Source organism: Nonlabens xiamenensis (assembly GCF_003865345.1).
Taxonomy (GTDB): Bacteria; Bacteroidota; Bacteroidia; order Flavobacteriales; family Flavobacteriaceae; genus Nonlabens; species Nonlabens xiamenensis.
Map to the genome: position 1 here is coordinate 284,374 of NZ_RMVE01000003.1, position 12,384 is coordinate 296,757.

At 40.0% G+C, this 12,384-nt stretch carries 13 protein-coding genes; 4 read left to right on the top strand and 9 right to left on the bottom strand.

The features are described 5' to 3' along the window. Positions 1 to 5 precede the first annotated feature (5 nt). On the top strand, positions 6 to 1,310 hold the full coding sequence (locus tag EGM47_RS09690) for an amidohydrolase family protein (RefSeq protein ID WP_240642387.1): 1,305 nt from the start codon (positions 6 to 8) through the stop codon (positions 1,308 to 1,310). A 139-nt stretch (positions 1,311 to 1,449) separates the two neighbouring features. Here EGM47_RS09690 and EGM47_RS09695 read toward each other — a convergent pair whose 3' ends face one another. Genes EGM47_RS09695 through EGM47_RS09705 form a run of 3 tightly spaced genes read right to left on the bottom strand, consistent with a single transcriptional unit; the run spans position 1,450 to position 4,890 of the window. Continuing rightward, positions 1,450 to 2,427, bottom strand: coding sequence for a transglutaminase-like domain-containing protein (locus EGM47_RS09695; protein WP_124980612.1), 978 nt, complete (start codon positions 2,425 to 2,427; stop codon positions 1,450 to 1,452). 23 nt (positions 2,428 to 2,450) lie between these two features. Further along, positions 2,451 to 3,398 (bottom strand): alpha-E domain-containing protein, encoded by a 948-nt coding sequence (locus EGM47_RS09700; RefSeq protein WP_124980613.1) that lies wholly within the window; start codon positions 3,396 to 3,398, stop codon positions 2,451 to 2,453. A 28-nt stretch (positions 3,399 to 3,426) separates the two neighbouring features. Further along, on the bottom strand, positions 3,427 to 4,890 hold the full coding sequence (locus tag EGM47_RS09705; protein ID WP_124980614.1) for a circularly permuted type 2 ATP-grasp protein: 1,464 nt from the start codon (positions 4,888 to 4,890) through the stop codon (positions 3,427 to 3,429). Between the two features lie 174 nt (positions 4,891 to 5,064). Here EGM47_RS09705 and EGM47_RS09710 point away from each other — a divergent pair, with 174 nt between their 5' ends. Continuing rightward, on the top strand, positions 5,065 to 5,637 hold the full coding sequence (locus EGM47_RS09710; protein ID WP_124980615.1) for an NUDIX domain-containing protein: 573 nt from the start codon (positions 5,065 to 5,067) through the stop codon (positions 5,635 to 5,637). Between the two features lie 13 nt (positions 5,638 to 5,650). Here the strand turns inward: EGM47_RS09710 and EGM47_RS09715 are convergent, their stop codons facing one another. The 4 genes from EGM47_RS09715 to rpsF form a co-directional block, all read right to left on the bottom strand. Further along, positions 5,651 to 6,145 carry a DUF6495 family protein gene (locus EGM47_RS09715; protein ID WP_124980616.1) on the bottom strand — a complete coding sequence of 165 codons (495 nt, stop codon included), beginning with the start codon at positions 6,143 to 6,145 and terminating at the stop codon, positions 5,651 to 5,653. A gap of 64 nt (positions 6,146 to 6,209) precedes the next feature. Further along, the gene (rplI, locus tag EGM47_RS09720; protein ID WP_124980617.1) at positions 6,210 to 6,659 is read right to left on the bottom strand and encodes a 50S ribosomal protein L9; all 450 of its coding nucleotides are present in this window, start codon (positions 6,657 to 6,659) and stop codon (positions 6,210 to 6,212) included. A gap of 18 nt (positions 6,660 to 6,677) precedes the next feature. Continuing rightward, positions 6,678 to 6,974: a 30S ribosomal protein S18 gene (gene rpsR / locus EGM47_RS09725; RefSeq protein WP_124980618.1), complete on the bottom strand. Its 297-nt coding sequence runs from the start codon at positions 6,972 to 6,974 to the stop codon at positions 6,678 to 6,680. Between the two features lie 2 nt (positions 6,975 to 6,976). Then, positions 6,977 to 7,321: a 30S ribosomal protein S6 gene (gene rpsF / locus EGM47_RS09730; protein WP_124980619.1), complete on the bottom strand. Its 345-nt coding sequence runs from the start codon at positions 7,319 to 7,321 to the stop codon at positions 6,977 to 6,979. A gap of 549 nt (positions 7,322 to 7,870) precedes the next feature. On the opposite strand from rpsF, the gene EGM47_RS09735 reads away from it, so the two are divergent. Further along, the gene (locus EGM47_RS09735) at positions 7,871 to 8,575 is read left to right on the top strand and encodes a LytR/AlgR family response regulator transcription factor (protein WP_124980620.1); all 705 of its coding nucleotides are present in this window, start codon (positions 7,871 to 7,873) and stop codon (positions 8,573 to 8,575) included. A gap of 91 nt (positions 8,576 to 8,666) precedes the next feature. On the opposite strand, the gene priA is transcribed toward EGM47_RS09735, so the two are convergent. Next, positions 8,667 to 11,120, bottom strand: a complete 2,454-nt coding sequence (gene priA, locus EGM47_RS09740; RefSeq protein ID WP_124980621.1) for a replication restart helicase PriA — start codon at positions 11,118 to 11,120, stop codon at positions 8,667 to 8,669. Between the two features lie 183 nt (positions 11,121 to 11,303). Here priA and EGM47_RS09745 point away from each other — a divergent pair, with 183 nt between their 5' ends. Continuing rightward, on the top strand, positions 11,304 to 11,714 hold the full coding sequence (locus EGM47_RS09745; protein WP_124980622.1) for a glyoxalase: 411 nt from the start codon (positions 11,304 to 11,306) through the stop codon (positions 11,712 to 11,714). On the opposite strand, the gene EGM47_RS09750 is transcribed toward EGM47_RS09745, so the two are convergent. Then, entirely contained in the window at positions 11,709 to 12,380 is a 672-nt protein-coding gene (locus EGM47_RS09750; RefSeq protein ID WP_124980623.1) for a DUF2461 domain-containing protein, read from the bottom strand. The genes EGM47_RS09745 and EGM47_RS09750 overlap by 6 nt on opposite strands. Positions 12,381 to 12,384 lie beyond the last annotated feature (4 nt).

The window sequence follows — 12,384 nt, forward strand, 5'->3', positions numbered from 1 at the left end:
ATACCATGAAAAAATTATTATTGATCATCTGCTGCTGGACTGTCACTTTTGCCAGCGCACAACAAACGCCCGCTCCAGAGCAATCCGGGACTTACACTATTATGAACGCTACTGCGCACATAGGAAATGGTGAGATCATTGAGAATTCTGTGATTGTTATTGAGAACGGAAAAATTTCTGCGATAGCAGATGCTACGACCGTTCGCATGGATATACGCGGAGAAAAAATTGATGCCTACGGGATGCATGTTTATCCGGGTATTATTGCCATGAACACCACCCTGGGGTTGGTTGAAGTTGATGCGGTAAAGGCAAGCGATGACGAACGGGAAATGGGAACATACAACCCACATATACGCTCTCTGATTGCTTACAATGCCGAAAGCCGGGTGGTGGAATCCATGAGACCCAATGGCGTCTTAATGGCACAGGTAGCCCCTCGTGGAGGTAGAATTTCTGGAATGTCTAGTGTAGTTCAGTTGGACGCCTGGAACTGGGAGGATGCGGTAATCCGTGAAGATGACGGTGTGCATATCAACTGGCCTAGTAGTTTTAGGAGAACTGGTACTTGGTACAATCCTGGACCCATTGAACCTAGCAAGAATTACCAAAAGCAGGTACAAGAGCTCACTGACTTTTTGCGTTCAGCCAAAGCTTATAATACCAGTACGTCCAACCAGGAATTAGACCTGAAATTTCAAGCTTTGGCACCAGTTGTCAAGGGAGAAAAAAACACTTACTTCCATGTGAACGGAGAGAAATCTATTAGAGATGTACTCAATTTTATCGATGAGCATGGTATTTCAAAACCTGTATTGGTAGGTGCGCGTGAGGCACAACATTTGGGTAGCGAACTCGCCCGTAGACAGATACCAGTATTAGCCGGGCGCGTACATGATCTGCCTGCACGGGAAGATGAAGACTATGACATGCCCTATAAGTTCCCAAAGCTTTTGGCCGATCAAGGTGTGATGGTAGCTTTAGAAAATGCTGGTGATATGGAACGCCACCAGACCAGAAACTTTCCATTTTATGCGGGAACCGTAGCGGGTCATGGAATGGACATGGAAAAAGCCTTGATGATGATTACCTTGACTCCTGCTAAAATTTTGGGGATTGACAAAGACTATGGTTCGCTGGAACAAGGTAAGAGTGCGACACTCTTTATCTCGCGAGGCAATGCATTGGACATGCGAGGTAATCAATTGATCCGTGCATTCATTGACGGTAGGGACATCTCGCTGGAAAGTCACCAAACTGAGTTGTACGAGCGCTACATGAACAAATACGGCGAAGAGATCAAGGATTGATACAAGACCAATCATCAGATTTCAAAGGAAAACAGCCAGAACAATAAAGTTCTGGCTGTTTTGTTTTACGAATAAACATTCATAGCTCAAGTGGTACTCATACTGAAAATAAGTATCCCCTATAGTCTTACTTTGCTTGCTATTGTTGTTGTTGCTGTTGTTGCCATTTCAAATAGGACGGATTGGAAAATCGGTTTTCCAAATCCCTTTTTACTTCTGCAAAATCTTCTGCCCGGTATTCCTGCTGAGTTCTTTCTTTGAACTCCTTTACTTCCTTTACCCTGACAGTATATTCTGTTTTGTTGTTTCCTGAACCGGTAAGATAAATCACACCCTTCAATGGAGCGCAGTCTTGATAATCCCTTCCATGGGTGACTTTGATATGATGGGTCGCCGCCAATAAATTATTGGTAGGATCGAATCCTACCCAACCCGTTCCGGGAATATAACACTCTACCCAGGCATGCATCTGAAGGTCTCCCACCATGGTATTATTTTGATGCAGGTAACCTGAAACATACCTAGCAGGAACGCCATTCAAGCGAGCGAGTCCGCAGAATACGTGAGTAAAATCCTGGCAAACTCCTTTGCGCTGGTCCAATATCTCTGTAATACTGGATTCTGTTGTAGTGACTTCTGTTTTAAAGGTAAAGTATTCAAAACTCCATTGATTGAGGTGACATAAATTTGAAAAAATAGTCTCCTTACGATCAAAAACAAACAATTTTTGGAACTGCTGGGGTATGCTTGTTAAAGCCGTAGGGAATAAAAACTTTTCATGATCTACCTTAAAAACCAGATCATCAATCATTTTAAAATCCTGACCAGGTGTTGAGTTTTTAATATTTTGAAAAGGGTTGATTTCTTTCTTCTCCACATCCATATGGGCGGTAAATGTTATTTCCCTAAGCGCCTTTTTAGTAACTAACTTGATGGTAGAGTTGAGAAATCCATCTACCGATTGATCGTAGGGAATGTTTTCAGAATTAGAAAACTGAAAAAACCGGAGTTTTTGGGTATCGTTGTCTTCCGGTAAAATGATGAATTGCCAAACAGCCTCTCTCAAAGGTACCTCATAGGTATTGACGGCTTCATAGAAAATCTGATATTTTAACATGTGGCAAAGGTGATAAGAACCTATTAATTATATAAAAAATACTCCTTTTCAATGGAAGAAGCGATCGTGTACAGGGTTTCCCTGATCTGGGTAAGATGGCCTTGAATGTCTTCCTCTATAGTTTCTATGGAAAGATAGGCCATATGAGCTTGGGTCTTTCCGACCAAATAGGCGGTAGAGTTTTTGGACGGGAGCTTTTCCATGGACAGACTCAAGATATGTTTGTTTAATCGATTGATGCTGTTCATGATGGATCTCGGACAATCCGGGTGAAGCACCAAAAACTCCAGTACATTGCTACTATCGGGGGTTTTCTTATAAAAACGGCGCATCATATCATGGGATTCAATACATTTAAGCAAGGTGATCCATTCATAGCTGCGTTCAAATAGTTCATCGTTAGGTGTAGACTCCAAGGCATCCGTATATTTTGTTTGAATGATATGACTGACCTGAATCGCACGCTCAACACTTATTCCCAGCATAATAATGGCGTACACCTCGTCGTGAAATAAGGTCCCTCTGATTTTCTCTCTCAAAATGGCGGTTGATTCTGTCACCAAGGTGGTGAACTCAAAAAGTCCTTTAACCTTAAAGTGATTGGGGTCATACCTCAATACCGCGTGATAAAATTTATTCAGCGCTTCATAAAATTCTGTCGAAAGCACATCTCGGGCGCTATTGGCATTTTCTCTAGCATTTCGCACCGCATTGATGATGGAGTACGGTTCATCAATATTTAGAGCAATATTGAAAAGCACTTCCTGTTCATCGAGAAGGTGGTCTACGGAAGTCGTCACCGTATTGGTCATAAAAAGTGAGGATCTGAGCACTCGTTGTCTGGATTGTGATTCAGTAGTGGGCGCATCCAGGGATGAAAAATAATTGACATTTAGAAATCTAGCGATATGTTCTGAACGTTCTATATATCGACCCATCCAAAATAGGTTATTGGCTACTCTTGCTAACATATGCAATATTAAATAAGATGATTAATGATTAAGATTTGAGAACCCAGGTATCCTTGGATCCGCCACCTTGTGATGAGTTGACGATCAGATTGCCTTTTTGAAGAGCAACTCGCGTCAATCCGCCTTTCAGCACAAAATCCTTGTCTTTACCCAAAATGGTATAGGTTCTCAAATCCACATGTCGTGGTTCAAAGGAGTTGGACTCTTCGATATAGGTAGCATGAACGGACAGTGACATGATAGGTTGGGCGATATATTTACGTGGACTGGCAGCAATCGTTTTCTTGACCTCTTCTATTTCGTCCTTTGTCAGTCTATTTCCTATGGAAATTCCATAACCTCCCGCTTCATCAACTGGTTTAATCACCAATTTGTCAATGTTGTTCAGCACATATTTCAATTCGTCGGGCCTGCTGCAATGGTAAGTGTGAACGTTATTCAGTATGGGTTCTTCATTGAGGTAATATTTGATGATATCTGGCATATAGGTATAGATCGCCTTATCATCTGCTACTCCAGTTCCGGGAGCATTTACCAACGTCACATTGCCTTTCGCGTAAGCGGAAAAAAGACCAGGAACTCCGAGCGTCGAATCTGGTTTAAATTCCATGGGATCTATAAACTGGTCGTCAATACGCCTGTATATGACATGTACTCTTTGGGCGCCATTGATGGATTGCATATATACCTTATCTTTTTCTACATATAAATCTCTTCCTTCTACCAGCTCCACTCCCATGGCTTTTGCCAAATAGGAATGTTCGTAATAAGCTGAATTATAAATCCCTGGTGTAATGACCACACAATTGGGTTGGTCTACGCCTTCTGGTTTGACCGTTTGCATAATCTCCAGTAAATTTTGTGCGTAATCGGTAACCGTAAATGTTTTATAGGCGTCAAAAACTCCGAATAGAGCCTTTTTCAAAGCTGTGCGATTACAAATAACGTAGCTTACCCCGGAAGGGCATCGTATGTTGTCTTCCAAGACATAATATTTGCCGTCACTGTGCTTGATCAGATCTGTGCCCGAGATATGATTATAGATGCCGCCAGGTGGCTCCAGTCCATTCATTTGACTCAGATAATTGGCACTCGAATTGATCAATTCTATGGGCACAATTCCATCCTTGATAATTTTCTTGTCGTGATACACATCATGTAGAAAATGGTTAAGGGCCTTGCTGCGTTGCAAAACTCCTTTTTCAATATGATCCCACTCACTTGAATCTATAATGCGGGGAAATAGATCAAAGGGGAATATTTTTTCCTTGATTTCTTGATCACCATATACTTGAAAAGTGATACCTTGATTAAAGAAGGATGATTTTGCATTGTTATTGAGGCTGGCAAAATCTTCCACCGTATGGCCGCTGTAGATTTCAAATAATTTCTTGTAGACTTCTTTTACATTTCCATCTTCTTCAAAAATTTCATCAAAAAATTCCGAATGTTGTTGATAACAAGAAAAAATGGGGTGTTCGGATACATTCATTGGTTGGAATTTGTGCCTTAAGTTAACACATCTTCCTTTTGATCTATTCCAAAGAAATGATAAACTCTAAAGAATTATCATGTAGATATTATTTTTTACCTAAAATTACAAATTTGACGTACAAGCTGCTCAAAGGATAAACATTTTACAATCTAAATCCATCTCATCCACCCTATGAAATATCAAATCTTAGAAGAACAAATCATATTGGACAAGTTTCTCAAAGTATATGAGGCCCGAGTGTCCTATGACACCTATACTGGCAATGAACCGTTAGAAGCTACCCGACAAGCATTGGATCGTGGAAATGCAGTAGCTGTTCTTTTGTACGAAAAGGACACACAACAATTTTTATTTGTCGAACAGTATCGCTATCCTGCCGCCAGGCATGATGAACCATGGCTTTTGGAAATCCCTGCCGGACACGTAGATGATGGAGAAGACCCCAAACAAGCCGCTATTCGTGAGGTTAGAGAAGAAATAGGTTTTGAGATTGAGAAGTTAGAACTGATTAATCAATATTTCCCGTCACCTGGAATGTTGTCAGAACAGATTAGCTTGTATTATGGAGAAGTCTGCTCCAACGACCAAATCCACCAAGGTGGTGGTAAAGAAGATGAGCAAGAAGACATTTTATTGGTAAAAATGCATAGGGATGAGGCAAAGAGAAAATTAGCTCAGGGAATGTTCAACACATCGGTATGTCTGATCAGCCTGCAATGGTATTTCTTAAACCATGCTGATTAGGCTTTTTATTGGATTAAAAGCCATTGGTTTCCTTACCCAGTTCCATCAAATCATCAAAATAATTGAACAACTGACCTTTGGTGATCACGGCACCAGTTTCAATCAGCTTGAATTTATCTGCGTTGGGATCCTCGCTATATTCTTTTGTGGCGGTAAATATTTTAACCGATTCATCCAAGAGGTTCTTCTGCAACCATTTATATCCTGAATCGGTAGTGATATCGATCAGTTCATCCCCTACCATAATAGAGATGAGTTCCATTTGATCCACCCCCAACTTGAACAAGTTCATGGTGCTAGGTGAAATGTGTTCGAGATATTCTGCCTTATTGAGCACACCTTCCCAGACCAAATCAGAAAACACATCAATCTCCTGCTCTGCTACTTCTGGTTTATTGGCTTTAATCTCTTTCCATTCCTCTCCAGTAATGGACTGAGTAGCAAGGAAGTTAATAAATTCCTGTTGCATCTCTTCCAACTGTTCTTTGGTAAGTCTTCTGTATTTCATGCCTAGTGATAAAAAAAGCCGTTTCAGATGATTGAAACGGCTTAGGATTTATGTGAAGTAGGGATTATTTCTCCTCTACAACATTGAAAGTCAACTGAGCATTTACTTCTCTATGGAAGCGTATGTCAGCGTCATATTGACCTAATCTTTTGATGTTTCCACCCAAGATGGAAATAAACTTCTTGTCAATTTCTACACCATTCTTGGCCAACGCGTCAGATACATCAGCAGTGGTCACAGATCCAAAAAGCTTATCAGCATCACCAGTTTTGGCAGAAATTTTAAGATCCAATTCAGCCATTTTATCGGCTTGCGCCTTGGCAGCCTTGATATTTGACTCTTCTTTGTGGGCGCGTTGCTTTAGGGTTTCAGCCAATTGCTTTTTTGCCCCAGCGGTAGCCATCACAGCTAGTCCATTAGGGATCAAATAATTACGACCATAACCAGGCTTAACCGTCACTACATCATCAGTAAAACCTAAATGTTCTACATCTTTCTTTAATATAAGTTCCATATCTTGATTCAGGTTTAATTATTTAAGGTTATCCACAACATAAGGAAGTAGGCCCAAGTGTCTTGCGCGCTTTACAGCTACAGCCACTTTACGCTGATACTTCAAGGAAGTTCCAGTAAGACGACGTGGAAGGATTTTTCCTTGCTCGTTCAATAGTCCCAATAGGAAGTCAGGATCCTTATAATCGATGTATTTAATTCCACTGCGTTGGAAACGACAATATTTTTTTCTCTCTTGTGTCTCTATCTTTAAAGGAGACAGGTAACGAATGTCACCGTCTTTTTTTCCTTTAGCTTGTTGTTGTAATGTTGCCATGATTAAGCTTTGGATTTTTTAGACATTCTACTTCTTCTCTTCTCTGCCCACTCTACTGCATACTTGTCAAGTTTTACAGTTAGGTATCGCATGATGCGCTCATCACGACGGAATTCTACTTCATAGTCGTTGATCACCTCACCAGGAGCTTCAAATTGGAATAAGTGATAAAAACCACTCTTTTTGTTTTCGATTGTGTAAGCTAATTTTTTAAGCCCCCAATCTTCTTTGGCTACCATTTTGGCACCTCTCTGCGTAAGGAAATCCTCAAACTTCTTTACTGCTTCCTTTACCTGATCATCAGATAAAACGGGATTCAAAATGAAAACAGTTTCGTATTGATTCATAATTAATATTGTTTTAAACGGCTGCAAAAATACTTCTTTTAAGTCTTACCTGCAACAAATTAAACTCTAAGTTGATTAGCTGTATGTTTTTCATTCAAGGCCTTTATAATAATTTAGGGTGTAAAAGAAACTTGAATATTGGCACTTCATTGCTACAGAACGATATTTTTCAACCCGTTGACCCAATTCTAACTGGAAAGATCAGCTCTATTATTTAATATCCCTGATGGAAATGGTTATTTTGCCTGTATCTAACTTTGTGAAAAACGTATTTCGCGCACAATATTTATCACATTGGTTAATAAAAACTATTATTCAATGCATTGTATCTCAGCTAAATGTGTTTTGTTAACAATTTTTTTATAGATAAACTGCATTTTTAAATTCGATGAAATGCACTCTTAACTAGCTACAAACGAATTATTTATGCTCAAAATTTACTACAGGTGAATTCGTTAAGTCGCCAAAAAAGTCCGTTCAAAGGACTGGTATTCTTGTATTTCATCAGAAAAGAACGTAGTATTGCTCAGTAAACCATTAATTATTTCGATGAGCAACATTATTTTAAATTGTTATGTGGTGGACGACTCTAGTATACAGAGGTTGGCCATCGTTAAAATGATTGAAAGCCACCCTAATCTTAAACTCGTAGGGGAGTTTAGCAATGCGGTCGAAACTAAAGCTGCTATCAAGGAACAAAATGTTGACTTGATCTTTCTCGATATCGAGATGCCTATCCTTACCGGATTTGATCTTTTGGATGACATCGTGGAAAAACCAGGTGTCATATTCGTGACCGGACAAACTAAATATGCTTTCAAGGCATTTGACTATGCAGCTATCGATTACCTCCAAAAACCTATCAAAAAGGATCGATTTCTGTATGCTGTAGAAAGGGCTTTGCTTGCCCATAAGATGAAAACCGAAATGATCGAGGATCGTGGCGAATTTATCTTTGTCAAAAGCAACCTTAAGAAACGCAAGGTTTATCTCAAAGAATTAAAATATATCCAGGCCTTGGGAGATTATGTCAAGTTGATCACTGATGAAGATAGCCTTGTTGTACTTTCAACCATGAAGTCATTTGAAGGACTTCTGCCTGAGGAAGACTTTTTACGTATCCATAAGTCCTATATCGTTAACCTTAGAAGAGTGGAAAAATTCAACTCCAAAGCGGTAGAGCTAGATGCAGAAGTGCTTCCATTAAGTCGAAACAGAAAATCACAATTGGTTGAAGCGCTTTCCCAATTCTGACACCATTACTAATTCCCTCAAAAAAGCCACTTCCAATTAGGAGTGGCTTTTTGTTTTCTTTATCATGCTTATTTAAGCAGAAAAAGTCACATTAATAACAGTCTACATCAACATTACAACGCACACTGCGATAGCTTTTGATGGATTCAAAGCTTCTTTTCACTTTCCTAATGTATCTTTTGATTTGTTCAGGCTGATGTTGCTTATTAAGCTTGATGATGATGTGTATGATATACAAATTCCGAATCCTGGATACAGGTGGGAATTCAGGCCCCAGCACCTCTACCCCATGCTTGATTTGATGTAAGGCATCCACAAACCATTTACTTGATTCTAATGTCGTGTTGTAATCTCTATGTTTAAAGGTGATACGTATCAGTCGTTGGAAAGGTGGATATTTAAACTGGTAACGTTCCTCGAGTTGCTCCTCGTACATTTTGCGGTAGTTGTAGGTACTAACTTCTTGTAATATAACATGATCTGGATTATAGCTTTGGATGAGCACCTTACCTCTTTCGCTGGTTCTACCAGCTCTTCCCGCCACTTGAGTAAGCAACTGGAAACAACGCTCATGTGCTCTAAAATCAGGAAAATTGAGCATGCTATCGGCATTCATCACCCCTACCAATATAACATTTCTGAAATCAAGTCCTTTGGTAAGCATTTGGGTTCCTACTAAACAATCAACTTTTCCACCTTCTACTTGCTGGATCAACTTTTCATAGGAATGCTTCCCCCTGGTTGTATCTAGATCCATTCGCGCAATTTTTTGCTCAGGAAACAAGCTTATAAATTCTTGCTCGATTTGTTCTGTACCAAATCCTTTGGTGTCCAATGCTGTACTACTGCAGGAAGGGCACTCTTTATAAACAACACTGTGGTAGCCACAATAATGACAGCGTAATTGTGCTTTGTATTGATGGTAAGTGAGACTCACGTCACAATTGGGACATTGGGGCGCATTACCACAAGTGGCACACTCCATTATGGGGGCATATCCTCTTCTATTTTGAAATAAGATCACCTGCTTTCCATCGGCAAACGCCTCTTGCATTTTCTCGATCAATGTATCAGAGAAATGACCTGACATTTTTTTGCGCTTATATTTCTCCCTGAGATCCACCATGTTAATTTCTGGCATCAACACCTGACCATGACGTTTGTCCAATTCCACCAACGCATACTTACCTATACTGGCATTGTAATAGCTCTCTAATGAGGGGGTAGCGCTGCCTAAAATAACATTCGCTTGCTTAATTCGTCCCAAAACGAGAGCAGCATCTCTGGCATGATATCTTGGAGCAGGATCAAATTGCTTAAAACTTGTCTCATGCTCTTCATCAACGACGATCAAACCCAACTTCTGATAAGGTAGCCAAACCGCACTGCGAGCTCCGATAACTACAAAGGGTTCATTTGCCTGAAGCACATGGTTCCAAACTTCTAGTCGCTCGTTGAGGTTGTATTTGGAATGATACACCAATACCTGGTGTTTGAAAAAACTTTTTAATCTACCTATCAATTGGGTAGTTAACGCAATCTCTGGAAGCAAATAAAGTGCCTGATGTCCTTTATCCAATTGCTCTTTGATCAGGCGGACATACAGTTGAGTTTTACCGCTCGAAGTGACACCGTGAAGTAAAACAGTCTTATCTTCTAAAAATTCGCTGCTAATTTTTTGATAAGCCAACTGTTGATCCTCGCTAAGCTCATATAATTTAGCGCCACTTGCTCGTTCCTCCAGCACTCTGTCGATTTCTTTCTCCTCCTCAATAAATATTTCTTTATCTACTAAAGACTTTACCACGCTTGAACTCACCTGCGCTCGTTGTAAAAATTGCGTCTTAGCAATGGATTGTCTATTTCCCGCCAGCATCATAAATAGCGTCATTACAGCATCCCGCTGCTTTGGCGCTCTGGTCATTTCATCCAACAGTAATTTTAATTCTTCCTCGTCTTTATAACGTTCATGAAAGCGCAGGTACTTGCTGGTTTTAGGTTTATAGATCGAGTATAATTCCTCTTGGAGAACGATCAAGGACTTATCCAGCATATGTCGTAATAGCGGTAAGACGGTCTTTCGATCCAGGATTTCCATAACCTCATGGACTTTAAGGGAGTCTCGATTTTCCAATGCCTCCATGATCAAAAACTCACGATCGTCCAACTCAGCTTCATCCACCTGAGTTGATTCATTGGCCAAAATAATAGTTTCGCTCTCCAGCAATAAGGATTTTGGTATCGCAGCACGCATCACCTCCCCTACGCTACATACGTAATAAGAGGCAATCCATTCCCAAAACTTCAATTGATCCCGAGTCACCACAGGCTCATCGTCCACGATAAATTCGATATCCTTAATCTCAAATGGGCTATCAGAATTGTGATGCAGCTGTTGAACGATAGCGGTATAGATTCGGGATTTCCCAAATGGAACGGCGATTCGCATACCAACTTGCAGATAATCAAATTCTGCCTCGGTAACACGATAGGTAAAATAACGCTCAAGCGCCAAGGGTAAGATGACATTCACAAAATGGCCCATAAGGTAAAAATAAGCAGCCTTAGTCAGTCAATCCACATACCGAACAGAAACTTATCCGATTTTTTCATGCTTCTAACACTTGCATATTGAACAGCCCAATTTGTTCATAAGCTTGTTAAGAACAGAATCTAATTTATGGCTTGAGATTTGAATTGAGTTTTAACTTTATTCAAACACTATATCATGGATAGCAGAGACGAATACCTAATTGCACTCCGACCTGAAATTCCCAGCGCTACAATCAGGGAAAACATGAGCGAAGATGAGCGTTTTCAAAACAAAACTTTGCGACCGGTTGCAAAATTACAGCACGATCTTCTTGTCGCCGTTTTTCGAAATTATATTGCAAAGCACAAAAACGTATTCTACGGACTCACCGCCCATAAGCGTATTGATTATATAGAAAATGCCGTCAATCGAGACCAGAAGTTTCGCAATTCTCTTAAAGGAATCATGATCGGCCAATTTACCTTGGAAGAATATCAGCGATATATCCAAAACTCTAGTGCGTTAAATAAACGCATGATGAATATTGTAAGAGAAAGATTGATCAGTGCCATTCAGTTGTTTGAACGACCAGCGGTCGATTTATAAAATGGATTCTCCATTGAGGTCCGTGGTCAGCACTTCACTCATATAATTTAAAAATGGCATAGCTGCCTTGAAATTTTGTGCAATTTCAAACTCAAAATCAGTGCTTTGAATTTGCTCATCAGTAAAGCTATGTTCAAAAAAGAAAGATTTGAATCTAATGATATCGATATGGTCGTGAGCGCTGTCAAAGTTTCTAGGTGAAGTTTTTAAACGTTCCCCTTGCAATTTACCCCATATAGATTGAAAACCTAGATCACTAGTGATGGTTTTAAATGAATCCCCATCGACCTCAAATTCCTGACGAATACGCAGTAAATCATCTTTATTTGGACCAAAGAAACCTACCGCCATGTAACTTCTGTCCCCTGGTTGAATTTTCAAATAATAACCACCTCTTCTTTGACTTCCTGCTCTTTTCCAATAGGCACTGCGATGGGGTTTAAAAGGTGTTTTATCTTTTGAAAATCTGATATCGCGATATATGCGATAAGCCTTATATTTTTCAATGATATCAAACTGATTCAAACGGTTAGCTATGCTGCTGATCGTTGCTTTGAAACCCTCCTCTAAACTTAGAAATTGCGGTTTGTGTGCTTCAAACCAGGCTCGATCATTATTTCTTTCCAACTGATTTAAAAACTCCAAAAGTTGAGCGTTACACCCCATATGA

What these genes read in the sequence shown, in the direction of transcription:
- EGM47_RS09690 (WP_240642387.1), top strand. Translation starts at nt 6, where the DNA reads ATGAAAAAATTATTATTGATCATCTGCTGCTGGACTGTCACTTTTGCC.
- EGM47_RS09695 (WP_124980612.1), bottom strand. Translation starts at nt 2,427, where the DNA reads ATGTTAAAATATCAGATTTTCTATGAAGCCGTCAATACCTATGAGGTA.
- EGM47_RS09700 (WP_124980613.1), bottom strand. Translation starts at nt 3,398, where the DNA reads ATGTTAGCAAGAGTAGCCAATAACCTATTTTGGATGGGTCGATATATA.
- EGM47_RS09705 (WP_124980614.1), bottom strand. Translation starts at nt 4,890, where the DNA reads ATGAATGTATCCGAACACCCCATTTTTTCTTGTTATCAACAACATTCG.
- EGM47_RS09710 (WP_124980615.1), top strand. Translation starts at nt 5,065, where the DNA reads ATGAAATATCAAATCTTAGAAGAACAAATCATATTGGACAAGTTTCTC.
- EGM47_RS09715 (WP_124980616.1), bottom strand. Translation starts at nt 6,145, where the DNA reads ATGAAATACAGAAGACTTACCAAAGAACAGTTGGAAGAGATGCAACAG.
- rplI (WP_124980617.1), bottom strand. Translation starts at nt 6,659, where the DNA reads ATGGAACTTATATTAAAGAAAGATGTAGAACATTTAGGTTTTACTGAT.
- rpsR (WP_124980618.1), bottom strand. Translation starts at nt 6,974, where the DNA reads ATGGCAACATTACAACAACAAGCTAAAGGAAAAAAAGACGGTGACATT.
- rpsF (WP_124980619.1), bottom strand. Translation starts at nt 7,321, where the DNA reads ATGAATCAATACGAAACTGTTTTCATTTTGAATCCCGTTTTATCTGAT.
- EGM47_RS09735 (WP_124980620.1), top strand. Translation starts at nt 7,871, where the DNA reads ATGAGCAACATTATTTTAAATTGTTATGTGGTGGACGACTCTAGTATA.
- priA (WP_124980621.1), bottom strand. Translation starts at nt 11,120, where the DNA reads ATGGGCCATTTTGTGAATGTCATCTTACCCTTGGCGCTTGAGCGTTAT.
- EGM47_RS09745 (WP_124980622.1), top strand. Translation starts at nt 11,304, where the DNA reads ATGGATAGCAGAGACGAATACCTAATTGCACTCCGACCTGAAATTCCC.
- EGM47_RS09750 (WP_124980623.1), bottom strand. Translation starts at nt 12,380, where the DNA reads ATGGGGTGTAACGCTCAACTTTTGGAGTTTTTAAATCAGTTGGAAAGA.